This window comes from Rhizobium sp. AB2/73 (genome assembly GCF_020871915.1).
In the GTDB taxonomy this organism is placed as follows: domain Bacteria; phylum Pseudomonadota; class Alphaproteobacteria; order Rhizobiales; family Rhizobiaceae; genus Rhizobium; species Rhizobium dioscoreae.
Window position 1 is genome coordinate 683775 of sequence record NZ_CP067073.1, and the last position, 22973, is coordinate 706747.

22 protein-coding genes and 1 pseudogene are annotated in these 22973 nt (G+C 60.2%); 11 read left to right on the forward strand and 12 right to left on the reverse strand.

Annotation, left to right across the window (positions count from 1 at the left end; all coding sequences use genetic code 11):
- The first annotated feature begins 250 nt into the window (after nucleotides 1–250).
- From I8E17_RS29140 to I8E17_RS29155, 4 genes are all read left to right on the forward strand, one after another.
- Entirely contained in the window at nucleotides 251–445 is a 195-nt protein-coding gene (locus I8E17_RS29140) for a hypothetical protein (protein WP_113366312.1), read from the forward strand.
- A gap of 11 nt (nucleotides 446–456) precedes the next feature.
- Nucleotides 457–648: a hypothetical protein gene (locus I8E17_RS29145; RefSeq protein WP_069615095.1), complete on the forward strand. Its 192-nt coding sequence runs from the start codon at nucleotides 457–459 to the stop codon at nucleotides 646–648.
- Between the two features lie 140 nt (nucleotides 649–788).
- Nucleotides 789–1634 carry a VOC family protein gene (locus I8E17_RS29150; RefSeq protein ID WP_113366294.1) on the forward strand — a complete coding sequence of 282 codons (846 nt, stop codon included), beginning with the start codon at nucleotides 789–791 and terminating at the stop codon, nucleotides 1632–1634.
- A 128-nt stretch (nucleotides 1635–1762) separates the two neighbouring features.
- On the forward strand, nucleotides 1763–2794 hold the full coding sequence (locus tag I8E17_RS29155) for an NADP-dependent oxidoreductase (RefSeq protein WP_113366293.1): 1032 nt from the start codon (nucleotides 1763–1765) through the stop codon (nucleotides 2792–2794).
- Between the two features lie 33 nt (nucleotides 2795–2827).
- Here I8E17_RS29155 and I8E17_RS29160 read toward each other — a convergent pair whose 3' ends face one another.
- Entirely contained in the window at nucleotides 2828–4180 is a 1353-nt protein-coding gene (locus tag I8E17_RS29160) for an FAD/NAD(P)-binding protein (protein ID WP_113366292.1), read from the reverse strand.
- A 156-nt stretch (nucleotides 4181–4336) separates the two neighbouring features.
- Here I8E17_RS29160 and I8E17_RS29165 point away from each other — a divergent pair.
- Nucleotides 4337–4462 (forward strand): annotated as a pseudogene (locus I8E17_RS29165) (LLM class flavin-dependent oxidoreductase); the annotation flags it as partial.
- A gap of 170 nt (nucleotides 4463–4632) precedes the next feature.
- Here I8E17_RS29165 and I8E17_RS29170 read toward each other — a convergent pair.
- Nucleotides 4633–5550 (reverse strand): LysR family transcriptional regulator, encoded by a 918-nt coding sequence (locus I8E17_RS29170; protein WP_113366291.1) that lies wholly within the window; start codon nucleotides 5548–5550, stop codon nucleotides 4633–4635.
- A 94-nt stretch (nucleotides 5551–5644) separates the two neighbouring features.
- On the opposite strand from I8E17_RS29170, the gene I8E17_RS29175 reads away from it, so the two are divergent.
- Nucleotides 5645–6442, forward strand: a complete 798-nt coding sequence (locus I8E17_RS29175) for an NAD(P)H-dependent oxidoreductase (RefSeq protein ID WP_113366290.1) — start codon at nucleotides 5645–5647, stop codon at nucleotides 6440–6442.
- Nucleotides 6443–7039: 597 nt separating this feature from the next.
- Here I8E17_RS29175 and I8E17_RS29180 read toward each other — a convergent pair.
- Nucleotides 7040–8065, reverse strand: a complete 1026-nt coding sequence (locus I8E17_RS29180; protein ID WP_113366289.1) for a questin oxidase family protein — start codon at nucleotides 8063–8065, stop codon at nucleotides 7040–7042.
- Nucleotides 8062–9525, reverse strand: a complete 1464-nt coding sequence (locus tag I8E17_RS29185; RefSeq protein ID WP_229002223.1) for an NAD(P)/FAD-dependent oxidoreductase — start codon at nucleotides 9523–9525, stop codon at nucleotides 8062–8064. The genes I8E17_RS29180 and I8E17_RS29185 overlap by 4 nt, the downstream gene beginning before the upstream one ends.
- 241 nt (nucleotides 9526–9766) lie before the next feature.
- Here I8E17_RS29185 and I8E17_RS29190 point away from each other — a divergent pair, with 241 nt between their 5' ends.
- The 3 genes from I8E17_RS29190 (at nucleotide 9767) to I8E17_RS29200 (ending at nucleotide 12973) form a co-directional block, all read left to right on the forward strand.
- Complete coding sequence (locus I8E17_RS29190) at nucleotides 9767–11050, forward strand: sugar ABC transporter substrate-binding protein (protein ID WP_113366287.1); 1284 nt, start codon at nucleotides 9767–9769, stop codon at nucleotides 11048–11050.
- 160 nt (nucleotides 11051–11210) lie between these two features.
- On the forward strand, nucleotides 11211–12155 hold the full coding sequence (locus I8E17_RS29195; RefSeq protein ID WP_113366311.1) for a sugar ABC transporter permease: 945 nt from the start codon (nucleotides 11211–11213) through the stop codon (nucleotides 12153–12155).
- On the forward strand, nucleotides 12152–12973 hold the full coding sequence (locus I8E17_RS29200) for a carbohydrate ABC transporter permease (protein ID WP_219511752.1): 822 nt from the start codon (nucleotides 12152–12154) through the stop codon (nucleotides 12971–12973). The genes I8E17_RS29195 and I8E17_RS29200 overlap by 4 nt, the downstream gene beginning before the upstream one ends.
- 135 nt (nucleotides 12974–13108) lie before the next feature.
- Here I8E17_RS29200 and atzF read toward each other — a convergent pair whose 3' ends face one another.
- The 7 genes from atzF to I8E17_RS29235 are packed head-to-tail and all read right to left on the reverse strand — an operon-like array spanning nucleotide 13109 to nucleotide 20347.
- Entirely contained in the window at nucleotides 13109–14947 is a 1839-nt protein-coding gene (atzF, locus tag I8E17_RS29205; protein ID WP_113366286.1) for an allophanate hydrolase, read from the reverse strand.
- A gap of 11 nt (nucleotides 14948–14958) precedes the next feature.
- Nucleotides 14959–15591: a cysteine hydrolase gene (locus tag I8E17_RS29210; protein WP_069615085.1), complete on the reverse strand. Its 633-nt coding sequence runs from the start codon at nucleotides 15589–15591 to the stop codon at nucleotides 14959–14961.
- A complete protein-coding gene (locus I8E17_RS29215; protein ID WP_113366285.1) occupies nucleotides 15584–16255 on the reverse strand; it encodes an isochorismatase family cysteine hydrolase in 672 nt (223 codons plus the stop codon). Before I8E17_RS29215 ends, I8E17_RS29210 begins: the two co-directional genes overlap by 8 nt.
- Nucleotides 16252–16863 (reverse strand): HAD family phosphatase, encoded by a 612-nt coding sequence (locus tag I8E17_RS29220; protein ID WP_069615083.1) that lies wholly within the window; start codon nucleotides 16861–16863, stop codon nucleotides 16252–16254. The genes I8E17_RS29215 and I8E17_RS29220 overlap by 4 nt, the downstream gene beginning before the upstream one ends.
- Nucleotides 16860–18347 carry an FGGY-family carbohydrate kinase gene (locus I8E17_RS29225; protein ID WP_113366284.1) on the reverse strand — a complete coding sequence of 496 codons (1488 nt, stop codon included), beginning with the start codon at nucleotides 18345–18347 and terminating at the stop codon, nucleotides 16860–16862. The genes I8E17_RS29220 and I8E17_RS29225 overlap by 4 nt, the downstream gene beginning before the upstream one ends.
- A 14-nt stretch (nucleotides 18348–18361) precedes the next feature.
- Nucleotides 18362–19525: a sn-glycerol-3-phosphate ABC transporter ATP-binding protein UgpC gene (gene ugpC, locus I8E17_RS29230; protein WP_113366283.1), complete on the reverse strand. Its 1164-nt coding sequence runs from the start codon at nucleotides 19523–19525 to the stop codon at nucleotides 18362–18364.
- Nucleotides 19526–19567: 42 nt separating this feature from the next.
- Nucleotides 19568–20347, reverse strand: coding sequence for an SDR family NAD(P)-dependent oxidoreductase (locus I8E17_RS29235; protein WP_113366282.1), 780 nt, complete (start codon nucleotides 20345–20347; stop codon nucleotides 19568–19570).
- 184 nt (nucleotides 20348–20531) lie between these two features.
- On the opposite strand from I8E17_RS29235, the gene I8E17_RS29240 reads away from it, so the two are divergent.
- Entirely contained in the window at nucleotides 20532–21386 is an 855-nt protein-coding gene (locus I8E17_RS29240) for a DeoR/GlpR family DNA-binding transcription regulator (protein ID WP_069615079.1), read from the forward strand.
- A gap of 57 nt (nucleotides 21387–21443) precedes the next feature.
- On the forward strand, nucleotides 21444–22244 hold the full coding sequence (locus I8E17_RS29245; RefSeq protein WP_113366281.1) for a BtpA/SgcQ family protein: 801 nt from the start codon (nucleotides 21444–21446) through the stop codon (nucleotides 22242–22244).
- Between the two features lie 305 nt (nucleotides 22245–22549).
- On the opposite strand, the gene I8E17_RS29250 is transcribed toward I8E17_RS29245, so the two are convergent.
- Nucleotides 22550–22957 carry a nuclear transport factor 2 family protein gene (locus tag I8E17_RS29250; RefSeq protein ID WP_069615077.1) on the reverse strand — a complete coding sequence of 136 codons (408 nt, stop codon included), beginning with the start codon at nucleotides 22955–22957 and terminating at the stop codon, nucleotides 22550–22552.
- Between the last annotated feature and the right edge of the window lie 16 nt (nucleotides 22958–22973).

Here is a 22973-nt window from a genome sequence, read left to right on the forward strand (position 1 = left end):
GCTTGAAGCGAGCGGTGCGATATTCGCGCATTCAAAAACGACTTCGCAATCTTCAATGCACTTCTGTTTCTCGGTACTCTTCAACCTTTCTATGAGAATTGTTTTCCCCTGTGGCCCGACTATTTGGCATTGCCGGGAATGGCCTGCCGCATCTACCACGCATATAATCCACTAAATTAATGGACTAATCGAACTTTGGGACGCCTCCAATCGTCTCGTTCGGGAGAATTGGTGTCAACGGGTGATGAAAATGACCAGACAAGTGATCGAATATGCCGGCATTCCGGTGGGCATCGTCGTCCCGGACAAGGGCGCGCTGAGGTTCATCGCGGTCAAGTTTCACGTCTATGACCTTGATGGTCAACATTTTGCCGCCGCCTCCGACGTGCTGCGAGCAATCCACAAGTTGGTGTCCACGTCTGGCAATCTCAACCGAGCCGCGTAAGGAGGAGTATCATGAGCAGGCTGCATCGTTTCTTTCGCCTCTCGGCACAACGCGACGAGATAGAGACAAGGCTGCTGGCGCAAGAATATCGGGCGCTCATTCTCGATGATCTTGTCGATGACGGTACCAGCCATGAGCTGCAATCGAAATGCGTCGAACTATCTCATGAGATCGGTTCGCATCGACGCCGGTATTCCCGTTGATAACCAATCCCGTCCAAACGGTCCAGCACCCGACCTCGTTCGGCCTGCGGATACGCGTGCTGACGTGATCACCAAATCGCGGCATGCCGAATGCGGCGCGAAGACCGCAATTTAACATACCTCTATGTCGGGAGTCCCCAATGGCTGTTACTGCCCAACCCCTCATCCTCGATCACGCCGTCATTGGCGTCCTTGACCGGCTGGACGAGGCCGCTGCGATCTATCGCAAACTCGGCTTCGCGCTGACGCCACGAGGCTACCATACCCTGGGCTCCATCAATCATCTTGCCGTGTTCGGCGAGAACTACCTGGAGCTACTGGGATTTCCGCCTGACAGTGACGACAAACGCACCGAGCTCTGGTCTTATCCGGTCGGTTTGAACGGGCTTGCCTTTCGAACCACCGACGCCGCCAGCCTGCAACGCGAATTGGGCGGCGCCGGCAAATCCGTCACCGAATGGCGTGATTTCTCGCGCCCCGTCGACGTGGGAGGCATAGAGAAGTCAGCCAGTTTCCGCACCTTCCAGATCGGCAAGGAGGCGATCTCCAACGGCCGCTTCTTTTTCTGCCAGCACAATACGCCGGAGCTGGTATGGCAGCCGAGGGATCAGAGCCACCCCAACGGTGTTCTCGATATCGTCGATGTCTTCATCGTCAGCCGCGCTCCCGAAGCGTTAACCGAACTGCTAGGCGGATTTGCCAATACCGCCGCGCCTGAAATCAGCAGGGACGGCATTGCAATTCACGCCGGCATCGTCACACTTCATATCCTCTCCGAGGCTGCGGCCGCCTCCCGGTTCGGCTCGGCCATTCCGGCAAGCTTTGACGGAAACGAAAGAAAAGTGGCGCTCGGACTGAAGGTCCGAGCGCTTGAAACGACGGCGGACGCACTGGCTAAAGGAGGCTTTTCACCTCGCTCCTTCGAAGGCGGCCTGCTTGTTGATGCCGATGCCGCCAATGGAGTCGCACTATGGTTCAAGGAATGAGTTGGAAAGACCGACGCTCACACACGGTAATACGGCATGAACGCTGGGACGGCTGCAACCGAGATTACGAAATCCGGCATTGCGATTGCGTCGCGTCCGGAAGCTGAACTTGAGATAAGGAATTCCACATGGCCAATCAGCCCGTCACCAGCCGCATCGTGCTTGCCTCCCGTCCCGTTGGAAAACCGGTCGCGGCGAACTTCCGGCTTGAACGGGAGACCTTGCGGGATATCGATGAAGGCGAGGTTCTTCTGCAGATCCTTTATCTTTCCCTCGATCCCTATATGCGGGGTCGGATGGACGACGCGAAATCCTATGCCGCGCCGGTCGAAATTGGCGGCGTGATGGAAGGAGGAACCGTTGCGCGCGTGGTCAAATCACGCAATACGGAGTTCACGCCGGGAGACATCGTCCTCTCCCATTCCGGCTGGCAGAGCCATGCGATCTCAAACGGCGCGGGATTGCGCAAGCTCGACCCGAAAGCGGCGCCTATCTCGACGGCACTCGGCATTCTCGGAATGCCGGGCTTCACCGCCTATGCGGGGCTGCGTAATATCGGGCGGCCAAAAGCCGGAGAGACATTGGTCGTGGCGGCTGCAAGCGGCGCGGTCGGCTCTGCTGTCGGCCAAATGGGCAAGATCTTTGGTGCAAGGGTGGTAGCGATCGCTGGCGGCCCGGACAAGTGCCGCTATATCCGCGACGAACTCGGTTTCGATGCCGTGATCGATCACCGGGCCGACGACTTTCAAACCCAGCTCGCGTCGGCTTGTCCGAACGGCATCGACATTTATTTCGAAAATGTCGGCGGACATGTCTGGAACGCGGTGTTTCCATTGCTGAACGATTTCGCGCGCGTTCCGGTCTGCGGACTGATCGCACATTATAACGAAGACCCGTCCACCTCGCACGGAACAGACCAACTGCCTGCGGTGATGCGCGCCATCCTGAGAAAAAGCCTGACCATCCGAGGTTTCATACAGCGCGAATTCGCCGATCAACGCCCCGATTTCTATCGCGAAGCCGGAAAATGGATTGCCGAGGGGCGCCTCAAATATAAGGAAGACATCGTAGATGGGCTCGAAAACGCTCCGGAGGCTTTTCTCGGGCTTCTGGAAGGGCGGAACTTCGGTAAGCTGATCGTGCGTGCCGCACAGAGCTGACCGCCAGCTCTCAAGTCGGCGGATATCGATCCTTCACCGCAGTCCATCCGCAATGGCCTCGGCGATTTTTCTTGCCTGCACGCGGATATCCGGCACGGCGGTAATTTCCCAGAACTGACCAGCGGTCAGCGCGCCAACGGCATAGATGATTGCTTCCTCGCCGCTCGAGTCAGGGATGCGTGAGCGCTCATCGACCACCAGTCCTAGACCAAGCGGGTCCGCCTCGATCAGGCCTTTGCGCTGCATCTCCTGCAGCAATGGGGAATGCGCGATGCCTGCCCGTTCCATGCCAGTGCAATTCACGATCCAATCGGCCTCAATGCATGCGATAAAGCTCTCGCCGCGAGGCCGGTAGTGTACGGTTAAAGCCTCGGTTTTCTCGACATTCCGCAGATAGCCGGCTCGGACCGAAACCTGGCCGCTTTGCAGCATCCTCTCAAACCGCCGGAACACATCCGGAGCAACACGATGACGATGAATGTTCCACCATGGCAGGGTATGACGTAAAAAGCGACGGCGCTCGGTCTCCGGCAATCTCGACCAGAGAGCTTGCGTCTTCGGGCGTAAGCCATCCATGACCCTGCGCCAGTCCCCCGCATCTTTGCTTTCGCGACGGGGAACATGCAGGAGTTCACTCATCCGCGTGGGCAAGGCTTCGACGTCGATGTCGACCGCCAGCTTGGGATGGCTGACATGATCGTGCGGAACGAGGCCGCGCCGTGACAGCACGACTATCTTTCCTTTAAAGCCGTGGGCGGACAGTGCCAGAGCCTGGTCGATCATCGTCAATCCCGAACCGAGGATGCAGATCGTATCGGCCGTACCCACCCGTCTCAACCATGACAGCCGCCATGGATTTTCGATGATGTGGGAGCGCGCGTCGGCGGATAGTCGGGAAACATCAAACGGCAGTTGCGCATTGCCAACGCCGAGACAGAGCACGACGCTTCGCCCGGCGATCTCATTGCCGTTGTCCAAAATAAAGCCAAGCGCGGAACCATATCGCTCAACGCATCCCGTCGCCTTGGCCTTAATGAAGTCGACCCGACAACGCTGTTTCCTGTTACGCAGCAGAGCGGCCAAACTGTCTCGAATATACAGGCCATAGTCCTGCCTGGAGGCGAAATCTCCCGCGTCCAGCGGTCGCCTGCGTTCCCGCAGCCATTCGACAAAGGCATTCGGACGATCCGGAAACAAGCTCATGCGGCCGGCCGGCACGTTCAGGCGATGCAAATAGAGTTCTGTCCGATAGGCGGTCCCGCGACCAAAGCCAGGATCGTCGCCGACAATGGCGATCGATGCCGTTTCAGGGAGCAGCTCTACGAGATTGCAAACGGTGGAAATGGCGGAAAAACCAGAACCCACGACAACGGCATCATAGATCATCGCTGGCCTTTTCCGCTTTCGAATAGAGGCAAGACAATTACCGATATCTCCCTTTCGCTGATCTAGGGCAGATGATTTCCGATCCAACATGTGATGGTGGCATTGCGGGGGAAATATTGGATGCGCCCTACGCGCTTGGGTTCGGGACGCGGGTCTGGCTTGGCGGCAGCCGACGAGATTGCTCTCTTCCTGCCGCCCACTTTCGGTCCTGCGGAGAATGTGCGGCTATTGACCAATCCCGCTCAGGTGGCCCCTAGTCTCGGCTGGCCGTCTACCGCATAACGACGGATGTCGAAATCGCGAGAGGCTTGTCCAGATTTCCTCTTGATCAAGACCGCTGCCTCTATGCCATCTCCGCCGCGGCGCCAGATCCAATTGAGCTCCGCGCCATATGGCGGAGGCTTCGAAAGCGGCGCGGCGTGCTTCAGGCAAGCGGTCCAACTCCCTGTTCGTTACCGCTCTATACCGGGGACCCGGAGCATTCCCTCTGCCAGAAACTCGACCAGCAGCCGGACACGCGCGATGCCGGTTCGTTCGGGCGCGATAAGCATATTCAACGGCACGGCCGGTGGAGCGTAGTCAGGCAGCACCGCTTCGAGCCGGCCGTCCGCGAGAAGGTCGTCCACCAGCCAGATATGAGCGGGGCCTAGGCCGCGACCCGCGATAAAGGCTTCGCGCGCGGCGAGCCCGTGATCAACGCGCAGATGCCCGTTGAAAGGCACGACGTGGCGCGTGCCTCCCGCCCGCTCAAGCGCGAGAGATTCGCTTCCTGCAACGTTCGACATGCGGACGCCCTCGTGGTTCTTGAGCTCCTCGGGTGTCGACGGCCGGCCACGGCTTGCCAGATAGGCGGGAGAGGCGACGAGGACGCGCCGGCTTTGACCGATCGCCCGCAGCTTCATCGAACTGTCGGCGAGCGGACCGAGGCGCAGCGCGATGTCCACGCCTTCGCGGATGAGATCAACGCGTTCATCCGTCAGGCTGAAGTCGACTGCGATGTCCGGATGGCGATCCTGAAAGGCGAAGACTAAACGACTGACATGCCGGACGCCGAGCGCCGCCGTACAGGAGATACGAACCGTGCCGGCGGAGACGCTCCGCGCGCTTCGCGCTTCATCGGTCGCCTGTTCCAGCAGACGCAGGATTTGAATGGCATTGGCATAGTAAAGCCCGCCTTCCTCGGTGAGCGTGACACGACGGGTCGTGCGGCTCAACAGCGCCACGCCGAGGGCTTCCTCAAGCTCACGCACATGCCGCGTGACACTGGACTGACCAATGTTCAACTCACGGGCCACAGCCGACAGATTGCCGCGTTCGGCGACGCGGACAAAGGTGCGAATGCGTTCGAGCGTAATGTCCGATCTATCCATTATTCGGCATTATCCTATCCATCTCTGCTATATAACGCATTAGCGGAACATGGCCTAGCTTAGGGAGAGTTTTCTTCAACAAGCAGGTACCACCATGAATGTGCTCATCGTCTTCGCTCACCCCGAACCTAAATCCTTATCGGCATCGCTACGTGATGTTGCGGTCCAGGAGCTGGAAGCAGCCGGCCACACGGTACAGGTTTCCGACCTACATGCCATGCGCTGGAAATCGGAGATCGACCGCGCGGATTTCCCGTCTTTGGCTCCCGACGAGCGACTTATGCCGGTCGCCGCTTCCAAACATGCCTTCAGCTGCGACACGCTGACGGACGATGTCAAAGCGGAGATCGAAAAACTTCTCTGGGCTGATGCATTGATCCTGCAGTTTCCGCTCTGGTGGTTCGCCATGCCGGCCATTCTGAAAGGCTGGGTCGACCGCGTGTTTGCTTACGGCTTCGCCTATGGTGTTGGCGAACATAGCGACAAGCGCTGGGGTGATCGCTATGGAGAGGGAACCTTGGTCGGCAAGCGAGCCATGTTGATCGTAACCGCAGGGGGGTGGGAAGAACACTACGCTCCTCGGGGAATCAACGGCCCCATCGACGATCTTCTGTTTCCGATCAATCACGGCATTCTCTACTATCCCGGCTACGATGTGCTGCCGCCCTTCGTGACCTACAGCACCGATCGCTTCGACGACGCCCGCTTCGAAGCCGCTGCAAAACATCTTCGCGATCGGATGCGAACGCTCGAAACAACAAGCCCCATTCCTTACAGGAGCCAAAATGGCGGGGATTACCATATTCCGACCATGCAACTCCGTTCGGAACTGGGCGATCAGAAGGCATCAGGCTTCGCACTTCATCGAAAAGATGTGGCTGCGTCCAGGTAACGCGCCCGGTGCTACCGATCCCTATCCATGGAGTTGTTCGCGTGGGCGCCGAGTGCTCGAAGCAGCAGATGATGGCAACGAAGGCGACTTGAGACCCACGTCGTCGCAGGTCAGGCGTTGGCGACGGGTGGCTTTCAATCGTCGCAGCCGACGCTTACCGACTTGCGGAAAGATAATGGTCGGTCGGAGAAAGAGGAGTGGTTGTGATCCTTTTGTCAGGAAGGCGCCGATGCTCAACGCATGACCCCGGGCCGCTTCGGGGTCTCGCTAGAGGCTGGCCTTGACGATACCGGGTGAAGAGCCCCTTCGGCGGGAAGTCGCCGTCCATGCGGCATCGAGCGAACGCCGATCCAATGCCTGAATATTCGCCCTGTCACCGGAGGTTGGTCCGATGACAGGGCAGACCGCCGACGGGTGGCAGTGGTGTCGGCGACCGGGGGCAGTCATGCACTATCCGAATAGAGCTGCGTTGAACATGGACCTTAGTCTGATGACGAGTAAGCTTCTTTCCCGGCACAACGTGTGAGGCGGAGCTTGGTGGGCGTGCGAAAACAATTCGATCGGGTGACGCGTTAAGAGCTTCCAGGATGCCAACCGCTAGATCAGCCGGACGCGGCGCGCCGCCACGACCCGATAGAGAGGATCACCCCAGGCCAGTTGTTCCTGTAACGCCGAAAAGACCAAGCTAACGTCGTGTTCGTCATTGGAGGCGACGGCTGCGGCCCTTATCTCCGGCCAGTCCGGCACCCGCATCTCGCGCATCACCTGAAGGGCTTCGGCAGCCGGAAGCGCTGGGAAGCCGATTTTGGGGACGAGCGTCGCAATCACCTGCCAAAAGGCACGATAGAGCGGCAGCGGATCATCCAGATGCGGCGCGACCAACCGAGCCCAATGCAAGCCGGTAACGGCGTGGAGCGCCGAGAAATCCATGGTCGAGGCGAATAGAGCCAGCGCCGTCTCCGCCATGCGTTTCGGTGTCGCTTCATCAATGCGCAAGCGATCGATCACCGGCGGAAAATCCGGCAAGGCGGCGACTTCGCGTATATTGTGCCAGAGAAGATCGGTTTCAGGCACATAGTCGTGTGCGCCGGCAACATCATTCATGGCAGCAAGAATTGCTGCCGGATCGTCCGTGTCCGGCTTTCTTCCAGTCGGATCCGGCAAGGGCAGATAACAGGTCGCCCAGTATCCGAGCGCCGTTCCGACTTCCTTCGCGTCGCTGTTGAGCACCGCGTAAGCCAGCCGCATCAGCGGGTGCAGCGCACTGCCGGCGACACCCCGGATCAGCCGAGGCAAATAATGCCGGATCGCGGCATCGGTCCCGAGCCGCTCGACTTCTGCGATGAAATAGGCGCGATAATCGGATTCCCGCGTCCGGTCACCTAACGCCGCGTCCCAATGCGCACGCTGAATCTGGCTCACGGTTGGCGGCGCGGGAACGAGCTGGTTTGCCACGCGATAAATCTCGTACCATTCGTCGAGCCGCTCAGGGGTCGCGCCCATGCGATCGAGCGCCACGAGGACCATTGGAACGTGATTGGCGAGCAGATAGGGAAATTCCACGCTGTCACGCCGAGCCCTTTCCAGAACCCTGTCGAGCGGAAACGTAGGTATGATTGTCATGATGACACTTCCTTCATGCCTTCAAGGTCTCCATCATAGCCGCGCGGATCGAAATGATGCTCCCGATAGTCCGCAAGGTCACGGAGAAAATCGTCGGCCGCCTCGTGAAAGAGACCGCCCACGACCGCATCGACGATGCGCGGTAGACCGTATTTCATGCCGGTCACACCATTGCTGATCGGGCCGAGGCTAGCAATGGCCGAGCAGTTGAACAAATGGATATGCGACAGCCAGCCGTGGGTCGCCGCATTCTTCGGCGTGAGTTCGAAGCCGCGCCCAAGATAAGGATGGGCCGCGATCTCGGCCGATGCCTCGCCATCCGGCGGCGTGAAACGATCGGACCAGAATGCCACATGCGACGCGATACTCTTCAATTCCGCGCGCCGGTTGAAATCGATCGTATAACCGGTTCCAAGCAGAAGATGATCGGCGCTGAACATGCCGCTATCGCTTTCGATCACAACCCGCCCGGCATCCAAGGTCACGGACCTTACCTTATGGCCCAGCGCCATCGTGAAGCGCGGATCGGACACGACACGGTCGAATTGATCCTGTGTCGGCGGGATCTTGAAGCCATTGTAGAGCCGCATATAACGCCATTTCTGCAGATCCGGCAGGTCGCCGAAATGACCGAGGAAGCCCGGAAAATTGGTCCAGGCCAGCACTTCCGTCCGGCCGAAATTGCGCGAACGGCCGATCATCGCCACGCTTTTCGCGCCCTTTTCCAAAGCCGTCACCGCCCAATCGAAGCTGGAGGTCGCTGAACCCAGAACGGCAACATCTCGATCCTTGAGATGGCTGTCGTCTGCGATCTCGGCACTATGGGTCCAGTACGGCTTGGGCAAGGCACGAACGAAATCGGGGATCATGGGCGCGCCACCGCCATCAATACCGGTCGCCAGCACAAGCCGACGGCATTCGATCTGTCGCGTTTCACCGTCCGCTTCAAGTGCAAGCCGCAACCAGCCGCCGACTTGCGAAATACCGGCAAGGCTCGTGCCGTTGGCCACTTCCGGCTCCGTCACTGCGCGATACCAGCCGAGATAGGCCATCCAGTCTTGCCGTGACATCTTGCCGAGGCTTTCATAGGCGTCTGTGCCATAGACGGCTTCGTACCAGGCGCGCGGCGTCAGCGACGGCAGGCCGAAATCCGGCCCCGCGAGATATTTCGGCGAGCGCAGGGTCTTCATGCGCGCGCAGCCGATCCAAGGCCCTTCCAGCCCCTTCTCGGCCCTGTCGATCACCTGAACGCCCGCAACCCCACGCCGTTTCAGGCCAAAGGCGATAGCGAGCCCCGACATGCCGGCCCCACAGATCACGACATTATAGCGCGCGACGCTGGCAGGTCCTGGCTCCGGCGCTGGAGCCCAGACCCGCCCGAGCGCCTCCGTGGCCTCCATCTCGGCGACGAGCCGTTTTTCTAGCGTTTCAAGTCGCGATATGCTGAGACCTCCATTCATGTTCGATCCTGACACTTTTTTCTTTGATACGGCCTCGCGCCAAGTCCGGCATGACCGCAAGTCTTTTAAGCAAGCCGGCCGATGCGCAAAAACGAGGCATACTGCACATTCACCAAGCAAAAAATGAGCGATATTGTTCAATTTTGTTATATTCAGGCCGTTAATGCTTTTTTGTCAAGTGTACTTGAGTGCGTTTTTGTTTGATGTATAGTGGCGATCAATCATGAAAAGGAGAACACTAATGACATTCATGAAGGGGAATTTTCAGAAATTTGCTAGCGTTTGCATCGTTGCTCTGGCAGCGGGCACGGCGCAGGCCGCCGACAAGCCGCTGGCCGGCATCACTCTCAATCTGGCATCCATGAACGACCAGTTTTCGGCCGTGCTGGCGCAGATCGCGCCCGAGTTCAAGGAAGCGACCGGCGCAGAGATCAAGGTCGACATTATGGACTACGGCTCCCTGCTGACGAAGACGACCGCCGATTTCGTGGGTCACACCGCCGGTTATGACCTGATCACCATGGACATCGTCTGGGCGGGGCAGTTCGCCGCCAACGGCTATACGATCGATCTCAGCGACCTGATGAAGCGCGATGCCAAGGAGCTCGATGCCGCCGACATCTATCCCAAGCTCACGGAAGCGCTCGGCAACTACAAGGGCAAGCAGGTCGCCTACCCCTTTGCCGGCTATGCCAACGTTCTCGCCTATCGCAAGGATCTCTTCGATGCCGCCGGCCTGAAGGCGCCGGAAACGATGGAAGACCTGGTTGCCGCCGCCTACAAGCTGACCGACCCGGCCAAGAAGCAGTACGGCTTTGTCGCCAACGGCCAGAAAGGCCCGGCGGTCGCTCAGGACTGGATGCAATATAATGCCGAAATGGGCGGCGCCATCCTCGACAAGGACGGTAAACCGGCGCTCAATTCCGAAGCCAATATCAAGAGCCTGACTGTTTATCGCGATCTCTTCAAGAAGGCAGCCCCTCCCGGTGCCGCCGATTATGACTGGGGCGGCCGCGAGGAAAGCTTCCGCCAGGGGATTGCCGCCACGATGCAGACCTGGTCCGTCGGCGCGCCCGGCTATTACGATCCGAAGACGTCGAAGGTGGTCGGCAAGGTCGATATCGCGCTTGCCCCGCGCGGCAAGGGTTTACCGAAGATCTACGGAATCGGCGGCTGGGGCATGGCCATCAACGCCGATGCGAAGGACAAGCAGAAAGAAGCCGCCTGGACCTTCATCAAGTGGGTCACAAGCCCGAAGATCCAGAAGGAGATGAACATGCTCGGCGCGGGTAGCTATATCCGCAAGAGTACGGTTACCGACAAGGAGCTGAACGCCAAGTATCCATTCCTGCCTGTCCTCAACGAAGTCTTCGAGAACGGCGACGGCGACTATCGCCCGCGCATTCCGGAATATCCGGAAATCCAGGACATCCTGGGCACGGCAGTCAACTCCGTCCTCGTTGGTACGGTCGAGCCCAAGGCCGCGCTTGACGCGGCGCAGGAAGCCGCCGCCAAGCTGTTCTAAGAACAGCCCGCTTCACGAAAGGCGGGCCTTTCATTTTCGAGGGCGCTGGTCGCGCGAGCTTCAGCGGCACGCTGAAGCAAGATTCCGTTTGCGCGCCGGCCCGTTTTCCTCTCAGATCGAACGCGAAGCAAGCGGCCATTCGGCGATGACGAATTACGCGATGAACCTGACCAGCTCCGTTGAAAGCAAGGCAGCCACGGGCTTCTCGCCTGTCTCTTTTGCCACGCGGCGAAAATTCTTCCTCCTTGCCATGGCGCTCCCCGCCGTCGCCTACGTAATGGCGCTCGGCGTCTTCCCGCTCGTAAAGGGCATGTGGTACAGCCTCTACGAATACAATCTGCTGAAACCGGCGCGGACGCATTTCGTCGGCATCGACAACTATATCAACCTGCTGGCAGACGCCGATTTTCGCGGCGCCATCGCCGATACGGTGATCTTCACCGTCCTTTCCGTCGCCATCGAACTCGTCTTCGGCTTTGTCATCGCGCTGGCGCTCTGGCGCGACGACCGGTTCAATCGCGTCTGCCTGACATTGATCCTCGTTCCCGTCACCATCACGCCGCTGGTCGTCGGTCTCATCTTCAAGGGCTTGCTGCTCGCCGACTACGGCATGGTCGGCTATTATCTAGCTCAATGGGGCATTACCGATCCGCGCGGCCTCTTCGCAACGCCGTCGACCGCGCTGGCCACGCTCATCTTTATCGACATCTGGGAATGGACACCGCTCGTCGCGCTCATCCTACTGGCCGGCTTAAAGGCGCTGCCCGGCGATCTCCTGGAGGCCGCCGCCGTCGACGGAGCAACCGCCTGGCGCACTTTCCGTTCTATTACCTTGCCGCTCATGCTGCCAGCCCTCATGCTGGCGCTGACCCTACGTACCATCGACGCCTTCCGCGTCTTTGACAGCGTGTTCGTGACAACCGGTGGCGGACCGGGGAATTCCACCAACACGCTCATGGTCTATGCGGTGAAGGAGGGCCTGAGCTTTTTCAATATCGGCAAGGCGTCGGCGATTTCCAACATCGCGCTTCTCTGCGTAGCGATCATCGCCACCTGCTTCATCCTCATGATCCGCCATTTCGACAAGAAGGCCAACGGCCGATGACGACACGCTCCATGGTCTTTGATACGGCGCGCCGCGGCTTCCTGCTGCTCACGCTCGCCTTCTTCCTGCTGCCGTTCCTGTGGCTTGCAATGACCGCCTATAAGCCGTCGAACGCGATCTTCTCCATTCCGCCACATCTCTTCTTCACGCCGACGCTGGACCAGTTCCGCAATGCGCTGCGCATCTTCGATGTTGGCAGCCTCATCACTTCCAGCCTCCTGATTGCAGGCGGCTCGATGCTGCTTTCTCTGATACTCGGCGTTCCGGCCGGCTATGCGCTCGCCCGCTCGACACATCCGGCCGCCATGGGCGTTGCCTATTTCTTCATGACGATCCGCATGGTCCCCGCTGTCGCGGCGCTTATCCCGTTCTATCTGCTCATGCGCGATATCGGCCTCATCGGCAGCTGGCTCAGCGTCGTCCTGATCAATTGCGTGCTCAATACCGCCTTCGTGAGCTGGATGATGTTTTCCTATTTCCGCGGCCTGCCGAAGGAGCTGGAAGAAGCGGCGCTGACGGATGGCTGCGGGCAGTTCGGCGCCTTCTGGAAAGTATCTTTGCCTGCGGTACGCTCCGGCATCATCGCCTCCGCGCTTTTCTGCGTGCTCTTCTCGTGGAACGACTTCCTCTTCGCCATGTTCCTGACGCGGCTCGATTCCAAGCCGATCTCGGTGGCCTTACTTTCGGCCTACGGAACAAAGGACATCACCTGGGGTACGCTCGGAGCGCTGGCGCATTTCTCGACCGTGCCGATCGTGCTCATCGTCCTCGTTCTCAACCGCTATTTCGTGCAGGGACTGACCAAAGGCATCAACTGAGCGGACAAACCCCGACGATTAAAAAGACATGCTCTCGCGGGGCGCCTTTTGGCATTTCGAGCAAGACAAACAAAACGTGCGGAGCGCTTCATGTGATTTTGGTTTCAACGGAAACGCTCCCAGCAAGCACCTTTCTCAAGCCGCTTTCGAAGCCAGATAATTCTTCCAGCCGGCATGCGCGGTAATGTCGATCGCGCCGTTCAGCGCCACGGTCTCGCAAAGGAATCCGGATACCTGGCGACCGCTCTCAAGCGCGACCTTACCGATCCCCAGCGGTTGCGGAATGCGCTCGATGAAATCGGCAAAGCCTGCGAGCGGCAGTGACCAGATCTCGACCTCGATACCCGGTCCCTTGGCGTTCGGATCGCGAACGAGACCGGGCTTGGCCGGTGTCGTGCCGGTGAGCGCATAAAGCCGATAGTCGCCTGTCGTGCGGGTATGGCCACGGAATACGCCGCCGCGCTCCGTAAGTTCATGATTGAGCGGCATGCCGGACAGATGTGCGCCGACAACGGCAATCTCGCGGTGACCGGCCGGAATTTCCGTCGGTGCGCCATAGGCCGGATAGGGATTGAGGTTCATGCCGAGCCCAATGCCGGCGCGACGATGGAATTCGGCCGCGATCGCCGCCGCTTTCGCTTCAGCCATGCCGGGAGCGAGGAAGGTGACACCCGAGGGCAGCCCGTCGACGCGGAAACCGTTCGGCACGGCGATCCCGCAAAGCCCCATCAGATTGACGAAATTGGTATAGATGCCGAGGCGCGCATTGAGCGCGATCGGATCGGCGAGAATCTCGCTTTTGCGATAGATCGTCGGCGTCGTCGGCACCAGAAGCACTTCGATGTCGTCCCAGATCGGGCGTGTCGCGCATTTCAACTCGGCGATGCGGTGAATGGCGCGGAATGCATCAAGGGATGAATATTGGCCGCTGTTTTCGAGGATCTTCTTTGTCACTGGATGGATCTCGTCGCCATGCTGGGCCAGCACCTTGTCGAGGCTGAGCGCACGCTCTGAAATCCACGGGCCTTCGTAGAGAATACGCTGGGTTTCCTCGAATGCGGCGAAATCGACCTCGACCGCCACGCCGCCCATGTCATCCAGTCGCTTGACGGCTTCCTGGAACAACCGCTCCGCCTCGCTGTCGCCGAAGAAGCGAAGCGCCGCGCCGGCCGGAATGCCGAAGCGGAACTTTGGCGGGGCCGGCCGCATGTCGAGCGCGACATGATCGGCCTCGGGCTTGGAAAAGGGATAGGTCGGATCGTAGCCGGTGATGATGCGCATGACCGCCATGCCATCCTCCACCGTCAGCGCGAAGACGGATACGGTCTCGATCGTCTTCACGCAGCCGCCGCCCGATACGCAGGCATTGCTGACAATGCCTGGCGTCGGCTTAATCCCGACGATGTTGTTGAAACCCGCCGGCACGCGGCCGGAGCCCGCAGCGTCATTGGCGATCGAGAAGCTGGAAAGCCCGGCGGCCACCGAAACGGCCGAACCGGAACTGGAACCACCGGAAATATAATCATCGTTGAACACCGACGAACATGCACCATACGGCGTACGCATGCCGACAAGGCCGATGCCGAACTGGTCCATATTGGTCTTGCCGATCAAGATCGCACCATTGTCGAAAAGGCGCGTCACGGCCTGACCGGTGCTTTCGGCTATATAGATCCCCTCTTTCAGCGCATTCGTCGTCGGCAGGCCGATAACGTCGTTGCAATCCTTGATCGAAAAAGGAATCCCCCAGAGAGGACGGCCGTCATAGCCGGCATTCTCCAATTCCTCTGCCGCTCTCAGTGCGTCGGCGCGGGAGACGAGATAGATCCATACATGGTCGTCACTCCGCGCCTCGATCCGGTCATAGATGGCGTTGACGACCGTGGAAGGCTTGAGTTGACCGGACACATAGGCAGCAGTCAACGTATGGAAGTCGAGGCCGCCGGTCTCGGCCGGCCAATGAAAATCAGACATGTCGATCCTCTTCAGGTCGGGATGGGCGCCCTCAGCGCCGAGAGCAGTTGATCCGAGCACGCCACGGTGCCAAAAAGCCCGTTGCCGAAGACGGTGACGCGCAATTGCCCGGCATGACGGGCATCCGTCGTTCCCTTGCACGCATCGGAAACGGCGATGCATTCGAAGCCCATGTCGTTGGCAGCGCGCTGGGTCGCATGCAGCAAGCCTTCGGTTGGAACGCCCGCCAGCACGAGATTGCGGATGCCGCGCCGCCGCAACCAGGCTTCGAGCCCGGTCGAATAGAAGGCATTGTCGCCCGGATGGTCGAAGATCGAAGCCTCCACCTGCAGGCCGAGCGTGTCTGAAAGCTGCCATTCCGACGTCCCGGGCGCAAAGACGGGATCGCCCATGGCGGCGCGGCGGGCAGCAATCGGAGAAAGCGTCTCGCTGCGGCCGCGCCGGCTCGCAATCACCGGCACGCCGGCCTCCCGGGCGCAGGCGATCAGCTTTGCCGCGACAGCAGCCTCCGGCTCCGCACCGAGTGCCGCGATCGTACCGTTCTGGAACCCCAGAATGAGAAGCGCGCTGTCGGCAGCGCTCCATTGCCCGTCGAAGGGCCAGGAATACGGGGCGGCGGCAACGCCGGGGAAGTTGTCAGCCATGAAGCGCCTCCACGGCGGCGCGGAAGCTCGCAAGATCGGACACTGTCCCCCAGCGGCCGCCGAAAGCTTTCAAGATATCCATCGTCGCTTCGTGATTGGCCGTTTCGACCGCTGCCGTGCAGTCTTCGAGAATGACGCATTCGTAACCGCGCTCGAAGCCGTCTCTGAAGGTCGATTGCACACAGCAATCGGAGGTGACGCCGATGACGATGAGATGGGTGATGCCGTGAGCCGTCAGCCGCGCATCGAAATCGGTCGCGTGGAAACTCGACTTGCCCGGCTTGTCGATCACCGTTTCGCCAGCGAGCGGCGCAAGCTCGGGAACGATTTCGAAGCCGGGTTCGCCGCGCACGAGGATGCGCCCGGAAGCACCTTCATCGCCGATGCCGAGCCCATGGAGGCGGGTACGCCATTGCTTGTTGGCCGACAGGTCCGACAGGTCCGGCTTATGGCCCTCTCGGGTGTGGAAGACGGCAAGGCCCGCGGCCCGCGCGATTGTCAGGGCCTCGGCAACGGCCGGGATGACGGAGCGCGTATTGTTGACATCCTCGCCCAATTGATCGACCCACCCACCCGGCGCGCAGAAATCGACCTGCATGTCAATCACAACAAGCGCCGCCTTAGCGGCGCGTTCAGGCGGATTACAGGGCCAGAAATTCATCATGCGCGAAGCCTCCGCTCCTCAACGAGGTCGAGGATCGCCGCGAAATCGGTGAAATCCGCGCCATAGCGCAGCACCGGCATGCCCGCCGCCAGTGCCGAGGCCGCGCCCACGACGCTATCCTCGACGGCCAGCACCTGCGAAGCATCAAGACCAAGACGTTCGCAGGCAAGCCGATAAGGCTCGGGATCAGGTTTGCCGCGCACTACGTCCTCGCGCCCGATCGCAAAGGTCATCGCGCGGTCGAGCGTCAAAGCCTGAAGGTTGGCCTCGACAATGCGGCGAGACGAGTTGGAAACAGCGCACTGAACAAGCCCTGCTGCGGCAAGCGCAAGCACCGTCTCCGGTGCGCCCGCAATCGGCTGCAATTCGGCAGCCCGCTCAATATAGGCCTCGATAATCTCGGCGATCCAAGTCTCGGGGCCAAGTCCGGGCGGATAGAGCGGCGTGAGCGCCGTCCAGACATCACTCATTGCCACCCCGATGAAACGCGAATCGTTGGCGGCAATGTTGACGCCATAGCGCTCCGAAACGGCCATCAGCGCCTTGTGGTGAACCGGTTCGCTGTCGATCAGTGTCCCGTCGACATCCCAGGCGATTGCCTTGATCATGGCTGGTCTCCACGCGCGAAGAAGGGTTTCAGCGACCGGTAGAGATCGCGGTAGTCGGCATAGATCCGGTCGCCGGCGGCGACACCTTCGGGCGAAGGCTGCAGCACCACGCCAAACCGCACGGAGGCCGCGACATCCTCCCATGCCGCCACGCCTGATCCGGCCGCCGCCACCCAGGCCGCACCAATCGACGAGCCGAAGGCGTCGGACAGGACGTGGATCGGCTGGCCGCAGATATCGGCGACGATCTGCATCCAGATGCGGCTTCGGCTTCCCCCGTCGGAGGCAATCAGCCGCGTCGCAGGGCGTCCCGTTTCCGCAAGCACATCGAGGTGATGGCGGAAACCGCAGGCAATCGCCTCCAGCACCGCGCGCCATATATGGCCGCGTGTATGACCGAGACTAAGGCCGGTGAACGTACCGCGCGCCAGCGGGTCATGAATCGGCGTCTTCTCACCGAGAAAATAAGGCAGTGCGCGCACGCCATCCGCGCCGGCGGGCACGGCCGCCGCTTCCTGGTCGAGCTGCTTTAAAACGTCGTCACTTTCCGAGCCACCGATGAGGGCGGCAAGCCATCGGAGGAGCGAGCCGGAGGAGGCCATGCAGCCGTTCGGCGCATAAAGGCCGGGAACGAGATGGTAATCGAGGAAAAGCCGGCGGTCGGGCTCCGGCCTGCCGGCAATGGCGATGATGTCGCCTGCCCCACCAAATTTGAGGAGAACATCGCCGGCCTGCGTCAGACCTGCCGCGAGCGCAGAGGCGATATGGTCGGCGGCCCCACCGAAGACAGGTAGGCCTTCCGGCAGACCGGTCAGTTCCGCCGCTTCCGCCGTCACTGCGCCGATGACCTCATGCGAGGCGACCAGCGTCGGCAGGACACCGGGACGAAGCCCTGACAGCGTCACGAGGTCGTCCGCAATCCGGTGATCGTCAAGGTCGATGAAGCCTGCTTCGAGCGCCCAGTTACGCTCGACCGTCAGGTGGCCGGTCAGGTGCATGTTGATGAAATCATAGGAGCCGAGGACATGGGCGATCCGGCCAAAGACATCCGGTTCATGCGCCCTCAGCCATTGCAGTTTCGGGGCAACCAATTGTTGGGTCAGGCCCTGGCCGGTGCGGCTAAGGAAGCGCGCCTCGTCCAACGCTGCTTTCATGACTTCGACTTCCGCCCCGCAACGCGCATCGCTCTGCTGGATGCTTGGACGCAGCACGCGGCGCTCGCGATCGAGAAGCACCACAGCCGGCAGCATTCCGGTGACGCAGACGCCGGCGAGTTCGCATCCCTCCGGCAAGCGCGTGATCGTTTCGCGCACGACGACCTGCGTGTTCGCCCACCATTGCCCGGGGTCGGCCTCGGCAAAGCCGGGATGCGGCGAAGACAAGCGCGAGGGACGCGAGGCCGAGGCCAACGGTTCGCCGGCTTCCGACATCGCTACCGCGATCGTGGAGGTGGTGCCGATGTCGATGCCGATGAACACGGGCATGGCGGAAGAACCTTTCAGTCGCGGATCGCGTTTTCAGTCTCGGCGTCGAAGAAATGCAGTTCTGCCGGATTGACCGACAGGGCGAGCGTCTCGCCAACGCGAAGCGGAAGCGTCGCCGGCACAGAGGCACGCAGTCGAGGGCCGGAAAGCGAAACCTCGTCGGCTTCCGCCGTCACTTCCTCCAGCTTGCCGGCCCCGCCAATATCGAGATGGATAAGTTTCGTGGCGCCGAAATCCTCGATGAAGGCAATTGTTCCTTCCATGCGCCCGAAACCGGGATCAACGGCATCCACGGTGCTCAACGCCTCGGCCCGCACGCCGACAATGATCTCCTTGCCGACATGACACGCAAGCGCCGGACGCGTGGCAAGGACAGGCTCTGACACCGGCAGAGTGAACCCTCCGGCAGCAGCAGCCAGGCGGCCCTCACTGCCTGCCAGCGTGGCTTTCAGGAAATTCATCGACGGCGTGCCGATGAAACCGGCTACGAAGAGATTGGCGGGCGTGTCGTAAAGCGCGCGCGGCGTGCCGAGCTGCTGCAAAACGCCGGCGCGCATGACGGCGACGCGGTCACCCATGGTCATGGCCTCGATCTGGTCATGGGTGACATAGACGGTGGTAATGCCGCTCAACTTCTGCAGCCGGGCGATTTCCGCCCGCATCTGGCCGCGCAGCCGTGCGTCGAGATTGCTCAAAGGCTCGTCCATCAGAAACGCCTTGGGCGCGCGCACCAGCGCCCGGCCCATCGCCACGCGCTGTCGCTGACCGCCGGAAAGCTGCCCCGGCTTGCGGCCGAGATAGGCGTCGAGTTCGAGAAGCTTGGCCGTTTCCCTGACCTTGCGATCGATTTCCATCTTGTCGACGCCGCGCACGGAAAGGCCGAAGCCGATATTCTCGGCAACGGTCATATGCGGATAAAGCGCGTAGGACTGGAAGACCATCGCGATGTCGCGGTCACGGGGCGCAAGGCCGTTGGCGAGCGTATCGCCAACCAACAGGCGACCCGAAGTGATATCCTCGAGACCCGCAATCATTCGCAGCGCGGTCGACTTACCACAGCCGCTTGGGCCGACCAGAACCAGAAACTCACCATCCTCGATGGTGAGGTCGAGGTGCTGGATTGCCGCATATCCGTCCGGATAACGCTTTTCCACTCCCTCAAAGACGATGGATGCCATGCTCTCTCCGATATGATGCGGCTTGGGCGGTCGGCTGGCCTGTCAGGTCATATAGACGCCGCCGGTGACATTGACGCCCTGACCGGTCATGAAACGGGCGGAATTCGAGCAGAGGAAAACGACGACATCGGCGACGTCTTCGGGTGTTTCCAGCCGCCCGAGCGGCGTCTGGGCGATATAGTCTTCAACGACACGTTCGGGACTGACGCCGCGCAGTTTGGCCTCCCAATCGATCTCGCGCTCCTGCATGCCGGTCTTGACGAAGCCCGGGCAGACGGCATTGACGCGGATGCCTTTCGGGGCAAGTTCGCGGGCAAGCGCCTGGGTCCAGCCGAGAACGGCGAACTTGCTGGCGGAGTAATGCGCTAAAAGGGGCGCACCAACCTTTGCGGCAAGCGAGGCCGTGTTGACAATCACACCCTGGCCCTGCGCCACGAAGCGGCGCGCCGCGATCTGGTTCGTCAGGAAGATGCCGCGCGTGTTGACGTCGAAGTTGAAGTCCCACTCTTCGTCGGTGATCTCCAACGCATGCTGCATGGTGGAGACGCCGGCATTGGCAATCAGTATATCGTAGCCGCCCATGACATCCGCAGCTCGTTCGAAGGTCTTTTCCACGGAGGAACGCGAACGAACATCGATCTCCAGCGCATGGCCGGCAATCGATTGTGCGACTGTGTTCGCCGCGTTCAGATTGATGTCGCAAATGGTGATCTTGACACCCTGTTTTGCCAGCGCCTGCGCGATTGCACGACCTATTCCATTGCCGCCGCCGGTGACGATCGCCTTCAAACCGTCGAGTTCCGCAAATATCGGATGTCCCACGAACCATATCTCCCAAAAACAACATGGCGATCATATAACAACAAAAACTTACAAATCAATCGAAATTTATGTTTGAATTTGTTCGCTTTCTGAGCTAAGCACTGGTTATGTAATGGGAGGGCTGAGCTTCGGTGGTATGCGAACGCAAACACCCGCCCAGCTTATCTAAATGAAAGACAGACCAATGATCACAGGCCATGACGCCGAAACGCTGACCGTCGAAAAAACGAAAGTTCTCGCGCGCACGCGCCGTTCCTTCATTTTGGATGCGCTGGCCGAAACGGGCGCTGTATCCGTCACGGAAATTGCCGCGCAACTCGGCGTATCTGAAATGACCGTGCGGCGTGACCTGACGGAACTGGAGAAGGAAGGACGGCTTGCCCGCACTCATGGCGGGGCAGTGAGCACCGACCTTACCACAAGTGTCGAACCCGGCCTTTCAGCAACCACTTCGCGCCTCAACGAGCCGACCTTTCAGGCCCGTCTTGCCAAGAACGCATTGCCGAAGCGGCTGATTGCGGAAGCGGCAGCGCGGGTCGCCGCCGGACTTCGCACCATCGCGCTCGATGTCGGCACCACAACATTCCTGCTCGCCCGGTTGCTCGCCGGCCAGCAGCATGTAAAGTTCTTCACCAACAGCGTGCGCAACGCCACCCAGCTTGGGGAAGGCCTGGCGGAAGTCTACCTGCCTGGCGGACGCATGAGAAACGATGAATTGTCGATCTCCAATGCAACGGCGATTTCCCAGTTCGAAGCACTTTGGTTCGACATCGCCTTTGTCGGCGTTTCCGGACTGACGTCGGACGGTATCTATGATTATTCCTTCGATGACACGGAGATGAAGCGCGTCTATCTCCGCCGCTCGACGAAGAAGGTCGTTCTCTGCGACGCATCGAAATTCGATTGCATGTCGCTCGTCCACATCGCCCCGCTGTCACAATTCGACATGCTGATCACCAATGCATCGCCGCCGCCAGAACTGGCAAAAGCGCTTGAAGCCGCCAGGGTCGAAGTGATGGTCGCCGGCGCATCCTCCTGAAGAAGCATCGGGTTTGTGAAAACCCGCTGTCCCCAACGCCCAATTTCGGAGCTTTCGATGGTTTTTGAATTTTTTGGTGACAAGAAGAAGGTCATCATTGCCATGGCGCATATCGGCGCCCTGCCCGGCTCGCCGAATTATGATCCGAAAGGCGGCGTCTCGAAGCTCATCGATGACGTGATGGAAGATATTCGCGCGCTGCAGGAAGGCGGCGTCGATGCCATCATGTTTGGCAATGAGAATGACAGGCCTTACGAGTTGAAGGCGCCGCCGGAAGGTATTGCCGCGATGACGGCGATCGTCCAGGCTGCAAAGGCGGAACTCAAGATTCCCTTCGGCGTCAACTATCTCTGGGATCCGACGGCAAGCGTCGCCATCGGCGCCGCCACCGGCGCAAGCTTCGTGCGCGAGATCTTCACCGGCGTCTTCGCCTCCGACATGGGTATCTGGGCCCCGGATTGCGCAACACCGGCGCGGTTGCGCGCCAAGCTCGGCCGCACCGACATGAAGATGCTGTTCAACATCAATGCCGAATTCGCCCATTCGCTCGACCAGCGCCCGATCGAACTGCGCGCAAAGAGCGCCGTCTTCTCATCGCTGGCCGACGCCATCCTTGTGTCCGGGCCGCTGACCGGTCAGCCGGTCGATCATTCCGGCTTGCGCAAGGTCTGCGAAGCCGTGACGGATGTTCCCGTTTTCGCCAATACAGGCGTCAACAAGGACAATGTCACCGACATCCTCTCCTGCGCCAGCGGCGTCGTCATCGGCACGCATTTCAAATATGAGGGCAATACTTGGAATAAGGTCGAGCCCGCCCGCGTCAAGCGCTTCATGGACGTCGTCAGCGCTATTCGCTGACGATGCTCCGGCGGCAAACAGCGCCTTGGAAGTATCACCGGCCGGCCGCCGCTTAACACCACTCATTTTAGCATCGAATTCCGGATCGATTTCAGCCACGACACGCTGACGGAAAGAAAGCACCCCGGGATCTTTCATAACAGTCGGACTATACCGGTCGCCTTGACACCCCCATGCGGGAACGCTGGCGGCGGCGCTGCCTCGTTGCCGCTGGCGATAACAAGAGCATCTCAAAGGCTCCTTGGAATTTGGAGATACCCGAGCGATTGTTAATCAGCAACGGCACGCTCTTGGAGCCATTGCACTCACGCCCGCTTTTCGATGAGCTCGAGCACCGGCGCGCCGATCAGGGGAGCCAGCCGCTGCTGTATCGCTACGATGTTGGCGAGCGGCCGCCACTGGACCGACATGCTTGTGATACGGCCATCCTCGCCGATCCGCATGTCGTCCACGCCCGTCACTTCAATACCGCCAGCCCGGATGCGCAGCATCACCGCGGCGCGATTGTCTCCCGCGATGACTTCTTCCGTCGTAAATGAGTCGACACCCGAGTGCAGCACAGCCAACACCTTAACGACGGCATCGCGGCCGACAAAGGGATCGGCGACAAACGGGCTCAGCAGCACGATGTCGTCGCTTAGATGTTCGCCGAGTTTGTCTACCTCGCCGGCGTCCATGGCGTTCAGAAATGGCGTTACATGTCGCATATCCATGTCGATTTTCCTTCTG